11 protein-coding genes are annotated in these 17,777 nt (G+C 43.4%); 10 read left to right on the forward strand and 1 reads right to left on the reverse strand.

Going from position 1 to position 17,777, the window contains the following annotated elements; genetic code table 11:
* Window positions 1-193: 193 nt before the first annotated feature.
* Genes QE382_RS08540 through QE382_RS08560 form a run of 5 tightly spaced genes read left to right on the forward strand, consistent with a single transcriptional unit; the run spans window position 194 to window position 9,411 of the window.
* Window positions 194-1,228 carry a FecR family protein gene (locus QE382_RS08540; RefSeq protein WP_307185515.1) on the forward strand — a complete coding sequence of 345 codons (1,035 nt, stop codon included), beginning with the start codon at window positions 194-196 and terminating at the stop codon, window positions 1,226-1,228.
* A 33-nt stretch (window positions 1,229-1,261) separates the two neighbouring features.
* Window positions 1,262-4,882, forward strand: a complete 3,621-nt coding sequence (locus QE382_RS08545; protein ID WP_307185516.1) for a SusC/RagA family TonB-linked outer membrane protein — start codon at window positions 1,262-1,264, stop codon at window positions 4,880-4,882.
* A gap of 8 nt (window positions 4,883-4,890) precedes the next feature.
* On the forward strand, window positions 4,891-6,327 hold the full coding sequence (locus QE382_RS08550; protein ID WP_307185517.1) for a RagB/SusD family nutrient uptake outer membrane protein: 1,437 nt from the start codon (window positions 4,891-4,893) through the stop codon (window positions 6,325-6,327).
* A 47-nt stretch (window positions 6,328-6,374) separates the two neighbouring features.
* Window positions 6,375-8,330, forward strand: a complete 1,956-nt coding sequence (locus tag QE382_RS08555) for a peroxiredoxin family protein (protein ID WP_307185518.1) — start codon at window positions 6,375-6,377, stop codon at window positions 8,328-8,330.
* A gap of 4 nt (window positions 8,331-8,334) precedes the next feature.
* Window positions 8,335-9,411 (forward strand): alpha/beta hydrolase family protein, encoded by a 1,077-nt coding sequence (locus QE382_RS08560; protein WP_307185519.1) that lies wholly within the window; start codon window positions 8,335-8,337, stop codon window positions 9,409-9,411.
* 103 nt (window positions 9,412-9,514) lie between these two features.
* Here the strand turns inward: QE382_RS08560 and QE382_RS08565 are convergent, their stop codons facing one another.
* A complete protein-coding gene (locus QE382_RS08565; protein ID WP_307185520.1) occupies window positions 9,515-9,982 on the reverse strand; it encodes a PA2169 family four-helix-bundle protein in 468 nt (155 codons plus the stop codon).
* Between the two features lie 208 nt (window positions 9,983-10,190).
* Between QE382_RS08565 and QE382_RS08570 the strand changes: the two genes are divergently transcribed.
* The 5 genes from QE382_RS08570 (at window position 10,191) to QE382_RS08590 (ending at window position 17,641) form a co-directional block, all read left to right on the forward strand.
* Window positions 10,191-11,906, forward strand: coding sequence for an FAD/NAD(P)-binding protein (locus QE382_RS08570; protein WP_307185521.1), 1,716 nt, complete (start codon window positions 10,191-10,193; stop codon window positions 11,904-11,906).
* Window positions 11,907-12,044: 138 nt separating this feature from the next.
* On the forward strand, window positions 12,045-15,665 hold the full coding sequence (locus tag QE382_RS08575) for a response regulator (protein WP_307185522.1): 3,621 nt from the start codon (window positions 12,045-12,047) through the stop codon (window positions 15,663-15,665).
* 37 nt (window positions 15,666-15,702) lie between these two features.
* The gene (locus QE382_RS08580) at window positions 15,703-16,077 is read left to right on the forward strand and encodes a response regulator (RefSeq protein WP_294182947.1); all 375 of its coding nucleotides are present in this window, start codon (window positions 15,703-15,705) and stop codon (window positions 16,075-16,077) included.
* Window positions 16,074-16,901 carry a CheR family methyltransferase gene (locus tag QE382_RS08585; protein ID WP_307185523.1) on the forward strand — a complete coding sequence of 276 codons (828 nt, stop codon included), beginning with the start codon at window positions 16,074-16,076 and terminating at the stop codon, window positions 16,899-16,901. The genes QE382_RS08580 and QE382_RS08585 overlap by 4 nt, the downstream gene beginning before the upstream one ends.
* Window positions 16,902-16,984: 83 nt before the next feature.
* Window positions 16,985-17,641, forward strand: a complete 657-nt coding sequence (locus tag QE382_RS08590) for a response regulator transcription factor (RefSeq protein WP_307185524.1) — start codon at window positions 16,985-16,987, stop codon at window positions 17,639-17,641.
* Window positions 17,642-17,777: the final 136 nt, after the last annotated feature.

A 17,777-nucleotide genomic window follows, 5' to 3' on the forward strand; every position in this document is an offset into this window, starting at 1 on the left:
ACCCTTATTTAAAATCACTATAATGCTGTAGATCCTCTTGTTACCTAAAAAATGGAGCGTTGCGCATTAATTTGGTGACTAAATTATGAATTTGGTAAGTGAAAGAGATGGCTTTTAGAAATTTTAAAAAAAAATAGATTCCATGGGGTAAAATCTAAATGTCATTTGTCTTGAATTTAACAAAAGCGTAATAATGGAGAAATATACGAGTTACCGTACACAAGATTTTTTGGATGACCTGGATTTTGTCCGCTTCGTCAAACAGCCGAAACGGGATGATGTTTTCAATTGGAAGGCATGGCGTGCCGGAAATCCCAAAAATGCTGCTTCCTATGATGACGCGCTTGCTTATCTGCATGCCTTGTATGGCATTACCCGGATTAGACCGGATCAGGAATTTACGGATGACCTTTTTGAGGATATTGAACGAGGTATAGCTGGAAAAAGAAAGAAGAGAAGAAATCAGATTGTTCGTTTGTGGGCAGCAGCTACTGGAGCAGCAGCTGTAGCGCTTTTTATAACTTTATCCTGGTACTACCGCTCGATGGTCGTTGTCGAAACCGGAAGCGGTGAATTTCAGACTGTACTATTGCCCGATAGCAGTACAGTACAACTCAATGCCAATTCTTCTATTGCTTACCGCCGCGCCTGGAACTGGCTGTCCAAGCGTGAAGTATTTACTACTGGAGAGGTACTACTCGAAGTCAAGCATCTTAACAAGGATACGTCAGCTATTCGGGAAGACGAACGGTTTACCGCCTATACCGGCGATGTTGCTGTGGAGGTGCTCGGAACAAAGTTTAACCTAAAAAATAGGGATAACAAAATAACTGTATCACTATTGGAAGGACGTATTGCACTGCGTAATAGCAAACATCTTGGTGAAACCAAGATCCTCGCACCCGGTGATATCGTTGAGGCAGATATCGAAGGCTTTCGTCATTTGAGCGCAGGAAAAAAAGCGGCTCAGCAGGCGGTGGGGTGGACCCAGAAAACGCTGACAGGCGAAAACTTAACAGTCGCTGATCTAACGAATGAATTGCGCTATGTGTATGGAAAAGAAATTATCATAAGCGATCCCGCACTTTTGAATCGAAAAATCGACGGTCGCATATCGCTAGCTTCGCAGGAAAGTATCATTTATTCGATCGCGAATATTTTACAGGCGAATATCCGAATGGAAAAAGACACGATCTACCTCGATCCAAAAGAAGAAAAACAAAAATAAGCTAATACAATAGTAACATCTAACCTAACAAATATGAAAATTACAGAAAGCAGGTGGCAACCACTACGTTGCTTGTTGATGGTTCCGGTCACTTCGCTGCTATTTACCGTTGGGCAGCAGGCCTATGCGCAGCAAAAGTTGCCACTTAGCCAAGCCGTGAAACAGATTGAACAGCGTTTCAACGCGAATTTAAGTTATGAGCACAACCTGTTGAACGGGAAATTTGTCGACCCCGAATCGCTCAAGGGAAATAAACTGGAAGAAGTGCTTAAAAAAGTACTTTATCCCAATCAATTGGTATTTCTTTATGTGGATGACAAATCCTATTCCATTGTACGTCGCGCTGCCGGAGACGGAGAAGCTAGTACCGTAAAAAATAGTACCGACCAACAGGTGATAGATCGGGTCGCAGGCACGGTTGTTTCGGCGAGCGGTAAACCGATACCCCTAGCAAGTATATGGGTAAAAGACACCCGCAAAGGTGCGAAAAGCGACGAGAATGGGCGATTCCTAATTTATGATATCAAACCCACGGATATTATTATGGTCTCGGCCGTCGGTTATGAAAGTAGTGCCTTAACGGCTGGAAATCGTAGTCAGATCAAATTTACGATGGAGGAAAAAAATCATGTGCTGGAGGAGGCCGTGATTTCGACGGGATATCAGAAGATATCCAAAGAAAGAGCAACAGGTTCAGTTTCGCTCATTACGTCCAAAGAGCTGGAAAAAATCCCCTCCGCCAATCTGATTCAGCGCTTGGAAGGACAGGTGCCCGGATTTCAGGTTTCCATTGGAACCGGCGACCGTAGCTTTACTTACAACAATAACCAATTGAGTATTAACTCGAGCACGCGTACCATCGGTCGGAATGACTATGATTTTAACGTAAGAGGAATAGGTTCAATAGACACCGAGACCGAGAAATTACCATTGATTGTTATCGACGGAGCGATTTCCACCATGGATCTTGCGACCCTAAATCCAAACGATGTAGAAAATATCACGGTATTGAAAGATGCAGCTGCAGCCTCAATTTATGGGGTTAGGGCGGCCAACGGTGTTATTGTGGTCACAACCAAAAAAGGTTCGGTTACAGGGGTGCCTCGTATAAGTTTTTCTGCCAATACTGCATTTTCTGGAAAACCTGACTTAGGTTATTTACGTACGATGAATAGTGCGCAAATGATCGATTATCAAGAAGAGTTGGTCGCCAAAAACATTTTGAACGGCAATAATATTGCGACCAGTCTTTATTCCTATGCGACTTACTATCCAGGTGAAGTTGCAGCGGCAGCGATCCGTCTTAAAAATGGACAGCTTACTCAAGCTAATTATGATGCGCTAGTTAATCCACTAAAAGGTATAGACAATAAGGCGCAGATTCAACGCTATCTATTGCGCCCCATGAGTAGCCAGCAATATAACCTATCGATAAGCAATGGGACCGAAAATAATAACTATTTCTATTCGGCCTCTTACGCGAATGAGAATCCATATACTAGGGGTGAAAATGGCAAACGTCTGACCTTAAACTTCAATAATAACTGGAAGCTTTTTAAAATTGCAACGCTATCCACGAGTGTGCGTGGTACATTCTTAAATCAAAAACAGAATGGGATAGGAATTTCGCAGTTTTACGATACCGGAGCGGCTACACTATTGCCTTATCAATTGCTGGCCGATGCCGATGGAAACGGCATAGCATACGACCGGCTGACACCGGAATATGTTATCGGACTGGGGGCAGCTTACAAAGACTGGCGCTACGACTATTTGCAGGAATTAAGGGAAGTGGACCGGGTGCTCAAGAACAATAGTTTTTCGGCAGTGATTAATTTGTCACTACCAATTTATAAGGGGATAAAAGGTACGGTCATGTATGCTAATGAGAGATCATTTGGAAGTAATCGCATGTTCAGTGGAGAAGAATCTTTCGCGAACCGTTCCTTATTGAATAGATTTACGCCGGTCGGCCAATCGAAAAATACCCTGGGTATCAGCAAAGGGGGCATCTATAACATCGGCAATACCGAAGTCAATAATTATACCGTACGTGGACAGCTGAACTACGATGCTTTGCTTGCTCAAAAACATGAAATTTCTGCTATCGCAGGAGCTGAGATCCGGCAGACGGAGACTGGGCAGGGAAGCAGTACCTTATATGGGTATAATATGCAGACTGGATTCAATACAGCTGTAAGTTATCTGCAGTCGGCCTATCTCAGTATCCAGGGATTTAATGAAAGTTTGTCTGGAGCACCTCAGCAGGCCGATCGGAGAAGACGCTTTCTGTCGTATTTTTCAAATGCTGCCTATACCTATGATAGGAAATACACCCTTTCGGGAAGTGTTCGCTATGATGATTACAACAATTTTGGGCTGGACCGAAGTTTTCGGGCGACCCCGTTATGGTCAAGTGGCTTCAAGTGGAATGTGCAAAAAGAATCGTTTATGAACAGCCTGGTTTGGCTAAGTCAATTGGGAGTTAGGGCAACCTATGGGGTGAACGGTAACATCACGCAAGATGTACGTCCGTTTACCTATATATCACTTGATGATGTTGCACGTAATCCTACTGGTGAGCCTTCCGCAAGCATTATTGCAATCGCTAATCCGCAGCTTCGTTGGGAGAAAACATATGTCACAAACTTTGGGCTCGATTTCGGTTTATTAAATAACCGTATGACGGGTACTTTTGATTATTATATCAAAAAGGGTCGTGATCTATTGTATGGTTTTCCAATTGCTGCTCCTTACGTAGGAACAATAAACAATGGAAACTTGAAAAGAAATACGGCAAGTATGAGTGGAAAAGGTGTTGATCTCGGTTTAAATGCGATACTCCTCAACAAGATGGATTGGCATTTAGATATCGGGGCAAACTTTTCTTACAATACCAATAAAATTACCGATAATCGTTTTAAAGCCAGTGATATCGCCAATTTCACTTACTCCTATACACCTGTTGGTATTGGTTATTTAGAAGGATATGCTAGCGATAAGCTACTCGCATTTCGACATGCCGGCTTGGATGAAAATGGATTGACCCAGGTGTACAACAAAGCGGGAGAGATTGTTTCTGTAAAACAGACTTTGAAGGGGGTAGATGACCTTAAATACATGGGGCGCACAACAGCACCTTATTTTGGGAGCTTAAAAACGAACCTGCGGTACGGACAATGGTCATTATTTGCATTGTTCACCTACCAATTTGGAAATGTCTTTATAAAACCTAGTATTGAATCCTACATGACCCCCAGTCGTGGATTAACTTCACCAAAATTTGATCTCAGCGCAGATATTGCCAATCGCTGGCGTCAAGCAGGGGATGAGGCCATAACCAATGTTCCAGCAGTAACAGCAGATATCTATGGGCAATATAGTCTATATCGCTATACTTATTCGGATATTAACGTGCTGAAAGGAGACTATGTTAGGCTGCGTGAAATTTCCTTAAGTTATGCACTTCCAAAGGGGCTACTGAAAAATTTGAAAATCGAACAGGTTAATCTAACTGGATCTGTGCGTAATGTTGGACTGATCTGGACAGCCAATAAAGAAGGTATTGATCCTGATTTTGCCAATTATGTGGGTAACACTACCAACCTGCGTCCTGTTCCTTCATATAACTTTTCTATCAACGTTAACTTCTAATTGCTAAAATGATGAAAATAATTATAAAAGATTACAGCCGTAGAATAACTCTTGCAATCGCGGTTTTGACACTTGGAGGCGGCATCGCTGGCTGTGAAAAATATGTGGATATAAAAACACAGGGGCAATTGACACCTGGGACGATAGAAAACTATCGCTACCTCTTAAACAATACGACTACATTTGAAGCTGCGCCCGCACTGTCGGATATGGCCGCCGATGACCTTGAAATCATTGATGGTTCTGCACAACAAAAATCGCTGTCTGGTAGTGATTCTTATGGCTACTATAGTCGGTCGTACCAATGGGCAGATGATATTTATCCTATCGGTAATCAGAATTTTAAAGATGACAACTGGTCCAGATTATATAATGCGATAGCCTATGCGAATACGGTCATTGCCGAGGTACCGAAGGTTTCTGATGGTACGCCTGCTGAAATTAGTCAATTGGCTGCGGAGGCAAAGATCCACCGCGCTTCGGCTTACTTGATGTTAGCCAATACCTATGCGAAGCCTTATCTGCGGGAAAGTGCCAATACCGAGCTGGGTGTCCCGTTGATCCTGCAGCCGACAACCGAGCAGTCGCTCAATAGAGGTACATTGCAGCAGGTATATGATGCGATTTTAGCCGATATTGAAGCAGCATTGCCTGCGTTGCCTGCAAAGCAGCAGTTTACAACCTTGCCGTCCAAAGCTTCAGCCTATGGTTTGTTGGCTCGTACGTACTTGTATATGAACAGTTATGCGGATGCAGCAAAAGCGGCCGATCAAGCGCTGGCTCTGAATGACAAGCTAGTAGATTTGACAAAAATTACGGATACAACTATGGTCAACTATCCATTACGAATCTATAATCCTGAAATTTTGTTGTCCAAAGTACCAATAAATGGCATTACCGCTTATTCGCCGACAGCATTTCGGTTAAGCAAAGACTTATTGTCTTTATTTGACGGAAGCGACCAGCGCTATAATTTATTTACGGTTCCTGGATCGAAAATATCAGCATGGGAGGTCTATGATGGTCGGTATTATTATTTAGATTTTATAAAAAACGAAGGCCGCAATGTAGGCCCCTCAGTCCCTGAAATGTTGTTAATTAAGGCGGAGGCTGCTGCGCGCGATAATCAGGCTGCTACAGCAATGGCACTGGTCAACCGTTTACGTGCCAGCCGAATAATGCCCGGGTCGACGGTCAATCTGAGCGCAACAGATGCCGAAGATGCATTGGTGAAAGTGATGCAGGAACGTCGTCGCGAGTTTATGTTCCGCATGTTGCGCTGGTGGGATATGCGCCGTCTGAAAAACGATACGCGATTTCAGAAAACGTATACGCGTACATTCGGTGGAAATACTTTCACATTGGCTCCGAATAGCAACCGCTATGTTTTCCGGATCGCGCAATATGAAATTAATTTGAGTCCCGAAATAGTGCAAAATCCATAAAAAACGGATCTAATGGTCAATTATTTTAAAAAGGAAAAATGAGAGATATGAAAAATTGTGTGATAAAAACTACAGCTGTATTGGCATGGACACTTTTGTGTTGCACTGCTGCCTCTGCGCAACAACAGAAACAGCCGCAGGTTTTTAAAGTGATACCCGAATTTCCCAAGGAGCAAGATACGGTAGAGCTCGTATATGATGCACGCACTACTGTGTTGAAGGATGCCAAAAATATTTCTGCCCAGTTGACGGGGTATACTGACTTTAAATGGACCACCACGGATATCAAGTTTGCAAAAAACGATTCGGTTTGGACAGCAAAATATATGCTACCGGCACATTTGGCCTTGATGAATCTTGTTTTTAAATCGGATACATCGGTAGACAATGGTGGAGAGCAAACTTATTCTTATATGCTCGCTGCAGATGATAAACGCCAGATGTCGGGAGCAATGTTAGGCTGGGGCCTGTTGCGGACGCCAAATATTGTTGGGGGGGTACCTTATGTGGTCGACTCGGCAGCGTACAAATCAGATGAGGTTCTATTGATGTGGGTTAAATATGAATTGAAATATCATCCTGAAAACCGATTTCGTGTCCTTTACGCTGCAGCAAGTGCTTTGAAACATATGGATACGGCAGAATCTCTCGCTAAATTAAACAAAGAACTGATTACTTTGACGCAGATACCGGATATCAGCGAACAAGACTTGTTGGAAATCGATCGCGTCTATCGGGAGATTCTGAAGGATACTGCGAAAGCTGAGGCATTTCAGCAAAGGATTGTCGCCCAGTTCCCAAAGGGTCAATATATAAAGGATCAACAGCGTCTGGCGGATTTTAAGCTCATTCAACAAGCGAAGACGGACGATGAACGTTTGAAAGCTGCGATGGATTTTATTGACAAGCATCCTTATCAGGAAGCTGAAGATGCTTTTAACGAAGCGAATCGAATCAGTTATATCAGTGCTTACTGGATTATTTCGGTGTACACCAGCATGAAAAAAGATCTGTTCAACTATAGTAAGTATATGTCCAAGATCGCACCTTACGAGGCGCTTTCGAATGTGATCTACCGTTCCTTGGACGTGCCGTATCTTTCGCAAAAAAGCATAGGACCTGCCGAAATATTGCCTTATGCCCGAGTTATTATGGAACGTCTGAATTACTACAAGGATAACTTTCAGGGGGATAAATATGCAACGTTATATTATTCAAATGCACCTTTATTTGCCAAGATATTGGTGGACAATAAACTTTACGACGAAGCCTTTGCCTATGCCGCCGCCGCGCAGAGCGCAGCAAGCTACAAAAATGCGGACCTGAACGATACCTATGTACGTGCGCTCGAGGGGCAGGGGAAAGCCAAAGAACTGCAAATGGCACTGGAGAAAAGTTATGCCATGAATCAGAGTTCGACCTATATGCTGGAGCTGATGAAAACAATCTATAGTGCAAAAAACAAATCAGACAAAGGCTACGAAGAGTATTTGGCTAGTCTCAAAAATGCCGACAAGGGAAAGGAGCTAAAAGAAAAGGTACAGAAACTTTTAATCAACAAGAATATTCCGGATTTTGAGCTGTTGGATCAACATGGAAAAAAAGTACGTCTCTCTTCCCAGAAAGGAAAAATTGTTGTATTGGATTTTTGGGCTTCTTGGTGTGCCCCTTGCAAGGGCGCATTTCCGGGAATGAAACTGGCGGTAGACCATTTCAAAAATGATCCGAATGTGGTCTTTTACTTTATCAATACACAGGAACGTAAGCCGGACATGAAAGATTATGTGACTAATTACATGAAAGAAAATAGTTATCCATTTACGGTCTTGTTGGATGTGGGTAGCAAAGCTTCGAAGGCTGCCGGTGTGGGGCCGATACCACACAAAATGGTCGTGGGACCAGATGGCAGGCTTCGCTTTTCCGAAGTGGGATATATGGGAAGCACTTCGGAGCTGGCAGATGAAATCATCGAAATGGTCAACGTTTTAAAAGCAGGAAAATAAGGACATGAAAACAATCAAATCACTGTTTCTATCTGTAGCTTCATTGCTTCTTTACGGCATTACTTCAGCACAGTCCATCAATCAAAGGGAGGTAATCTTTAAATCAAAAGCAGATAGTATTACCATTGGCGCCACTATTTCCTCGCCTATCAAGGCTGGGAAATATCCGGCCATTATTATCGCCTCAGGAACCGGCCCACAGGACCGGGATGGTACAATGGCAGGGACAAAGATGTTTGCCCGTATTGCCAATTTCTTGACACCCAAGGGGTATGTGGTCTTACGTATGGACGATCGGGGTGTAGGTAAAACAACAGGCGAATACCGATATGCAACAACAGCAGATTTTGCACTTGACGTTTTAGGTGCGCTTCAATTTTTGAAAACGGAAAAGAATGTTGACTTGAGGCATATCGGTCTATTGGGGCATAGCGAAGGAGGGGCTGTCATTTCGATAGCGGCTTCACAAAGCAAAGATGTCGCTTTTTTGATCAGCTTGTCGGGCTTAGCCTCAAATGGCTTAGAATCTCTTTTGGTGCAGAATGAAAACTTGGTGAACACTTCGCCGATGACCGCAGTGGACAAAAAGAGATCCAATGAAATCAATCGACTAATGTTTGCGACAGCTTTTCAATATGCTAAATCAGACAGTATGGAGAGTAAGCTCAATGCAGTTTATAACTATTGGAAGGAAAAAGATGACCTTTATTTTAAGTCATTAGCTATTGAACACGACCATTTCCGTTTTCCGATTTGGTCCTATGTGCAGCAGGCTATCGGGCCCTGGTATCGCTATTTTATTTCCTATGATCCGCAGATCTTTTTAAGTAAAGTGGACGTACCTATCTTGGCGATCAATGGTAGTAAAGATGTTTTTGTGGATCCCATCAATTTAAACTACTGGAAACAATACAGTCGCAGCGGTCTGTACGGAAAGGTAACTACCATCCTGCTGCCAAATGTAAATCATTTACTACAACCTTGTGAAACATGCACACCTGCGGAATACGCAAAACTTGGTGAAATACACGAGAGTACGTTAGGCTCAATTGTGGAATGGTTGGAGGAAACTGTGAAGTAATCGATGTCCTGTTTTTAATAGAAAAAATACCGAAGCTTAAATCACTTCGGTATTTTTTGTGAGAAGGTCTTCTATTTTGTGAGAAGTCCGTTATCGTTATACCTTAAATTGTTTTGCTGTCGCGCAACATTTTAATAATGTTGTGTGCTTCCAGCTGTTTGCTAAGCTGGGTATTGATCAGACTATGCACATTTTGGGAAAGTTCATCGGATCCATCTGCTAACGCTGTTTGGTAGGTCGATTTAAAGGCATCTTCGCCCTGTTCGCAGGTTTCCAATAAACTTCTTTCGTCGTCGCCTGTGATATTAACTTTGATCCCCATCCAGGCACGGAATAGCTTGCCGCTCAGCATAGTGCTATCGGTAGCCTCCTTGCCTTCAAGCTCAACATACGGAGTTAATTCGGCGATAAATTCTTCTGATTGTCCGATAAATTTTTGAAAGGTTGGGATCAGTTTATCTAAGCCGTGACTTGTTGCCAGGTCAGTTGCTTTTCTATACCCTTCAATACGGTCATTATTGATTTTAATAATGTCGTTGATGATTTCTGGATTGTTGATGTTGTTTTCCATAATATTATTATTTGTTATCATTTTTGTTTATTCGGAAAACAGCATCGACATAGCGTTCGTTTGCAGAATCGTAGATTCAGGTATTTAAATCGCAATCCGTATTTATCGCAGTTTTTATTGCAGCGTAATAAATGCAACTTAAAACTTTATGTAATTTATTGTTGTTCTTATCTCCGAAAACTGCCATTCAGGCAGCGCAATGAAAACTATGCAACAACACATCCATGTAGCCATCATCGGGGGCGGACCCAGTGGCCTGTTTATGTACAAAAGATTGATCGAAAAGAATATGGGTGAGCTCAAAATATCTATTTTTGAGTCGCGAAAACAGCTAGGTGCAGGGATGCCTTACAGTTATGAAGGCGCTTCTCCGGAGCACTTGACAAATGTTTCCGACCATGAAATACCGCCACTGGTGACCACCATTGAAGAGTATGTCAAATCGCTGTCGGCAACAACGCTTCGTACCTACGGAATTGATGTTGACGATTTTAATCGTTACAAAGTTGTGCCGCGGTTATTACTTGGCCGCTATTTATCGGAACAGTTTACACTATTAAAGCGTATGGCAGATGCAAAAGGTATCGAAACCCAGGTTTACCTAGCGAGCCAGGTAAGCGATATCATTGACCTAGAAAGCCAGTCACAGGTAAAAATAATTGTTGGAAGCACAGACACCCATATCGTTGATAAAGCCATTATTTGCACCGGACACAAATGGCCAACTAAACATGAGGGTAATGTCGAACACTATTTCGAATCGCCTTATCCACCCGCTAAACTCGCCTTAAAGACTAATCATGCCGTTGGGATACGTGGCGCTTCGCTTACTGCAATAGATGCTATACGTACACTTGCGCGGCACAATGGCTCTTTTGACGTACTAGAAACAGGCGAGATAAAATATCACATTGATCCAGGAAGCGAGCATTTTAAAATAGTGATGCATACACGTAGTGGGCTTCTGCCTGCAATCCGCTTTCATCAGGAAGACCCGTTCCTAGCCAATAATCTCTTGATTTCAGAAGAGGAACTTATGCTCAATAGGCTCGAAAATGAAGGTTTTGTATCGCTTGATTTTTTATTTGAGCGAAATTTTAAAGCCCAGTTTAAGGAGAAAGATCCTGCCTTCTACGCCATGGTGGAAAGGCTCAGTCTCGAAGACTTTGTGGAAGCCGTACTTGCCATGCGGGAGCAGAAAGATGCCTTCGAAGGTTTTCGTCAGGAACACGCTCAAGCGCTAAAGTCCATCAAAAGGCACGAATCGATTTACTGGAAGGAAGTGCTTTCTGCGCTGAGCTTTACACTGAACTATCCAGCAAAATACATGTCTGCAGAAGATATGCTTCGCTTAAAGAAGGTGTTAATGCCCCTGATTTCTATTGTGATTGCTTTCGTACCGCAGGGCTCTAGCCGCGAGTTGCTTGCATTGCACGATGCCGGTGTTCTTGAGGTGGTAAATGTCGGTACTGAAAGCCGGGTTGAACCTGCAAAAGACTGTGGAGCTAACTACTTTTATACAAATGAGCAAGGCATAGAAAGTAAAACATATTATAAGACCTTTGTCGACTGTGTAGGTCAGCAGCCGTTGAATTTTGAAGACTTCCCGTTTAAAAGTTTAATCGACAATGGTAATATTAGTCCCGCTTATTTGAGGTTCCGCTCTGTGGAGCATGCTAAGGAACAGTTGCTGGCGGGTAATGATCATATGTTTGTAGCACCGGATGGGGCTATCTTTTTGCGGGTGCCGGGGATTAAGATAGACGACAGCTTTCAGCTTGTTGATCACAGCGGGCGATCCAACCAACGTATTTTTATGATGGCTGTACCTTACATTGGTGGCTATAATCCCGACTATTCAGGGCTTGATTTTTGCGCAGCGACTTCGGAAATCATTGCGCAAAGGATTGCTGAGGGGGGATAAATACGTAACTTTTTGTTAAAATACGGTAACATTCTCCGTGTTTGCTTAGGCGATATTCATTTTAGACGCTGTATTGCTATATTTGGCGGCCATCTAGACCATCAGTTGGCATAGTCTTAACTCAATGGATGAAAAAGCATGCCTAAAACTATTTTAAAAAACCTGCAGATAGGTTTTGGAATATCGCTACTATTGCTCTTAGCTAGTTCAACGGCCTCTTATGTTAGTATTCGTAAGCAGATTCATAATAGTGAAATGGTGGACCATAGCCGTCGGGTGATGAGCCGCGTTAATAAAATTCTACAGGATCTGCAGAATGCCGAGACGGGGCAGCGCGGCTTTCTGCTGACTGGGTTGGATAAGTTTTTGAATCCTTACCAAACCGGCCTTGAGTCGCTTCCCCAATCGTTGAGCCGTGCGCACGATTTGACAGCTGACAACCCCGATCAGCAGCGGGTAATCGATACTCTGTCCACGCTGGTAAAGTCTAGGCTTACCAAACTTGAAAATCTCGTTACGATCAAAAGGAGGGGCGGAATGGTGACGGTTTCCCAACTCGAAGAAGGGAAATCCTATATGGATAGCTGTCGAATTTTAATTGGCCAGATCATAGATAAAGAAGAATCCTTATTAAACAAGCGTTCAAATGAACTCGGACGATCTTCTGGCTATACATCTATTTTTGTGTTGCTGGCCGCAGCAGTTTCTTTGCTGATCACTGTCTTTTTTTACTTCCGTTTGCGCGCTGATTTCTTTAAGCGAGAACAGTTACAGCATGATCTGAAACGTAAAGATGAGGAGATCCAGCGGAGGCTCAGCATTACGCAGCGCATTGCCCGTGAAATCGCAGCGGGAAATTATGATATGCAGATACAGGATGCTGAACAGGATGACTTGGGAAGCTTGACGGGATCGCTCAATGAAATGGCTAGGTCACTAAAGGTTTCATTTGACGAGCTCAATAACAATAATTGGCATCAAGCTGGATTAACGCAGCTGAGCAATCTTTTAATGGGCAATAAACTTCAGGAAGAGCTCACGGCTGTCACGTTGCGACATCTAACGACGTATGGTAGTTGTGTCAATGGGGCCATTTATCTTATGGAGCAGGATCAGTTGGTGTTAAGGGGGGCTTATGGTCTTGAAGATCCCAACCATAAACGCTTCGCCGCAGGGGATGGCATGGTAGGGCAGGTATTTAAAGATGGCCAGGAGAAATTATTTGAAAACCTCGAAGATACGCATTATGTCATCAGCTTCGCTGCTGGAAAAGTACAGGTAAACAACCTTTTTATCCTTCCCATTTATGATGGAAGTGAATGTATTGGTGTAATGGAACTTGGCTCATTGCAGCCCTTTTCTTCGATACAGCTGGCGTTTTTTAGAGATGCTGTGCAAAAAGTGGGTGCTACACTCGCTGCATCGCAAGCTCGATTGGTTGTACAGAATTTATTGGAAGAGACGCAGGCGCAGACTGAAGAACTGCAAGCACAGCATACGGAGTTGGAATCACTGAATTCTAGTCTCGAAATGCATACCTATAAACTGCAGGCTTCAGAGGAGGAACTTCGTGTTCAGCAGGAAGAGTTGGTGCAGTCTAACCGTGAACTGGAAGAGCGCTCCAGATTGTTGGAAGATAAAAATCTGGAAATAGCCGAACGTAACCAGGAAATTCAGAAGAAAGCGGCAGAGCTTGCACAAAGCACACGCTATAAGTCTGAATTTTTGGCTAATATGTCGCATGAACTGCGTACGCCGCTCAATTCAATTTTGCTGCTTTCCCGTCTGATGGCCGAAAATACGGACGGTAACCTTAACGAGGAACAGATGGAATCTGCAGCAGTGATCCAGAGTTCGGGAAAGAGTCTGCTGACACTAATAGATGAGATTTTGGATCTTTCTAAAATTGAATCCGGAAAAATGGATTTGGATGTGCAGCCCGTATTGTTTGCGGATGTCTTGCAGGGGCTGTCGGCCATGTTCGGACCAATTGCTGCCGACAAGAAACTTGGATTGGAAATGAGCGTAGCGGAGCAATTGCCCACTCAGATCGAAACAGATAAACAGCGGCTAGAGCAGATTCTACGTAATCTACTCTCTAATGCTATTAAATTTACGGCATCGGGCAAGGTAACGCTGCATATCGACCGTGAACCGTCGCCACGAAACGGGATTATATTTGAAGTGCGCGATACCGGAATTGGAATACCAAAGGATAAGCAGCATCTAATATTTGAGGCTTTTCAACAAGCTGATGGCTCTACACGCCGTAAATTTGGTGGTACGGGGCTGGGGCTTTCCATAAGCCGGGAATTGGCACGCTTACTTGGAGGTGAAATTTTATTGAATAGTGAAGAAGGAGAAGGTAGTGTCTTTCAACTGATTATTCCCGAGCGCATTTCGGGCGAAAGTACATCTATATTCGGCGCTGCGCAAACTTTGTTAACAACAGGCGACGCGGAAATTTTACCTGTGGAGACCACCTCTTTGGAACAAATTCCAGCGGTGTCAGCTTTACCTATAGAAAACACGTTGCAAATACCTATCCCAGCCGAAGTTCCGGACGATCGCGATAGTATCGTTCCTGGCGACCGCTTTATTTTGATCGTCGAGGACGATATTGAGTTTGCAAAGATTCTACTCAAATATACGCGCCAGCAAGACTATAAGGGAATCGTGGTGGTGCGTGGCGACATTGCTGCGGAAGTGGTAGCGCAATACATGCCGCTCGCAGTTTTGCTGGATATTCAGCTCCCGCTTAAAGATGGATGGCAAGTAATGGCTGAGATCAAGGAAAATCCTAAAACACGACATATTCCGGTGCATATTATGTCCTCTCTTCAGGTTAAAAGAGAGAGTCTACTTCAGGGTGCTATAGACTTTATCAATAAACCTATGGCGTTGGAACAAATGGGTGATATGTTTCGCCGGATAGAGGATGCGCTTACTCGGCATCCTAAAAAAGTACTTATCGTTGAAGAAAACCCTAAACACGCAGCTGCTTTGTCTCTCTTTCTCGGAAGTTTTGACATTGTATCCGAAATCAAAAGTAACGTGGAAGATAGCATTTCGGCGCTGAGTTCTGATACTGCAGACTGCGTTATACTTGATATGGGCGTTCCCGACCGGGTTGGATACGAGACATTGGAGGCTGTAAAACGCAACCAGGGGCTAGAAAAATTACCGATCATTGTTTTTACCGGTAAGAACCTATCGCAAGTGGAGGAAATGAAACTAAAACGTTATGCGGATACAATTGTCGTTAAAACCGCCAATTCCTATCAACGTATATTGGATGAAGTAGGTTTATTTTTACATCTTGTAGAAGAAAACAAAGGCACTTCGGCGAAAGTTCCCGCTAGGCTTGGCTTTTTGGAAGATGTGTTGAAGGGCAAAAAGGTGCTTGTAGCAGATGATGACATTCGTAACATTTTCTCGCTCACGAAAGCCCTTGAGAAATATCATATGACCGTCGTACCAGCAACGGATGGAAAGGATGCACTGAAACAGCTCGAAGAAAATGAAGATGTGGCAGTGATCTTGATGGATATGATGATGCCCGAAATGGATGGATACGAAACGATTGCGTCGATTCGAAGTAATCCCCATTATAAAGATATGCCGATCATTGCTGTTACTGCCAAATCAATGATGGGGGATCGGGAAAAATGTATCGCTGCAGGAGCGTCAGATTATATATCCAAACCGGTGGATATCGATCAACTCTTGTCCCTGCTACGGGTATGGATGTATGAATAGTTGTTGGAGTAAAATAAAAGGCAATAGATAAAAGAGCATGGACAAGAACAAAACCGTATTAATCATCGATGATGATCAAAACAATATATTTGCGTTGAAATTGGCCCTAAAATCGAGAGGCTTTCAAGCCTTGGGTTGTCTATCTGCGGAAGAGGGGCTCGCTCAGCTGCGGAATAGTGCTGGCGTCGGCCTGGTGTTGATGGATATGATGATGCCCGAGATTGACGGATATGAAGCTACCCAGCTAATCCGTAAAACTTGGGATTCGCAAGAAATGCCCGTCATAGCCGTCACGGCGCAGGCGATGACCGGCGACCGCGAAAAGTGTCTGGCAGCGGGAGCCAACGGCTATATTTCAAAACCGATCGACATCGAACTTCTGGTGCGGTTAATGGGGGAAATTGTAAAATGATCAGTGGTAAAAAAATTGTTAGCCAAGAGCAGGTGACGATATTGATGGAAGATGTGGAGCGTCTTTATGGCTACGATTTTACCCATTATACCATAGCGTCCTTATCGCGGCGGATCAATCAGCTTTGCCTACTGGATAATTTTGCAAGTTTTGCCGAATTGCGGTACCGTGTGTTACATGAACCCGAGTACATGCAGCGATTTGTCGAAAAGATGACGGTCAACGTTACAGAAATGTTTCGCGATCCAAGCTTTTTTTTGCGTCTGCGCGATGAAATCCTACCCCAATTAGGCACTTCGCCCTTTATCCGTATTTGGATAGCGGGCTGTGCGACAGGGGAGGAAGCCTATTCATTGGCCATTTTGTTGCAGGAGGCCAAACTACTGCACAAATCACTGATTTATGCCACAGATATTAATCCTTCTGTTCTAGAACAGGCTAAGCGGGCAGTTGTACCCATGGCAAATCTAAAATCTTATGTGGAAAATTACCAGCTTTCGGGCGGGAAGGCAGACTTTTCCAGTTATTATACAGCCAATTATAATTGGGTGAAGTTAACATCCAGCTTGCAAGAACGGATTGTCTTTGCTTCACACAATCTGGTGAGTGATGCATCTTTCAATGCCTTTCAGCTGATTCTGTGTCGCAATGTACTCATCTATTTTGATACGCAATTGCAGGCTAAAGTACTATCTTTATTTGATGAGAGTTTGGAAACCCTCGGATACCTTGCGTTGGGCAGTCAGGAGACCCTACGGTTCTCGGTGCTGGCACCAGGGTATCAGCAAGTGGGCAATGAAAAAATATGGCGTAAGGTGAAGTAAAAAGGATTTATTTTTCAATGAACTATTTTTAAAAAATTAACATATTAAAAAAAATAAAGTATCTTAGTGGGATTGGAGGAAAAATGACTAAAATTCTTTTAGTTGATGACCATCGGCTTGTAAGAAACGGGATACGATTGATCATTGATACCCACGACAAGCTTTCTGTGGTAGCGGAAGTAGATAGTGCAGAGGATGCATTAATGTACCTGGAAAAAAATATCTTGCCGGATTTAGTTTTAACAGACCTGAATATGCAGGGCATGGATGGAATAACTTTCATCCGAATGGCCAAGAAGATATATCCAGACGTCAGATTTGCACTGTTGTCGATGGTGGAAGAACCGAACGAAGTGGCCGAAGCTTTTCGTAGTGGTGCAGACGGTTATCTGTCGAAGGGTGGCGATTATGATGAAATCTTATTTGGATTATTACGTTTATCCCAAGGGCATAAATATCTGATGACTAATTTCGGTCTACGGTTTATGGAAAATTTTGATGTGGAGAGTAGTACCGGTGTAGATGTGGCTTCACGTCTTTCGCAATATGAAATCACGGAACGGGAGTTTGCTGTACTTGAGCTCATTGCCCAAGGCTTTACTGCTGTGGAAATTGCAGACAAGATTTTTTTGAGCAAACGGACTGTTGAAGGGCACCGTCAGAATCTTATGGATAAGACCAAAAGTAAAAATACAGCCGACCTGATCCGTTTTGCTTTTCAGCAAAAGTTACTGATTTAGGAGCGTTCTTTTTTCGGATTAAAAAGATGGCCGATGGCTCTAGGGATAACCGTTATGATTGGGTCGATTGAAAGTAAAAGGTGGCTTCCAGCTCATGGAAGCCACCTTTATTGTTATCTTATGCGCGCTCCTGTCG

Origin of the sequence: Sphingobacterium zeae, from assembly GCF_030818895.1 — a bacterium.
GTDB lineage: Bacteria > Bacteroidota > Bacteroidia > Sphingobacteriales > Sphingobacteriaceae > Sphingobacterium > Sphingobacterium zeae.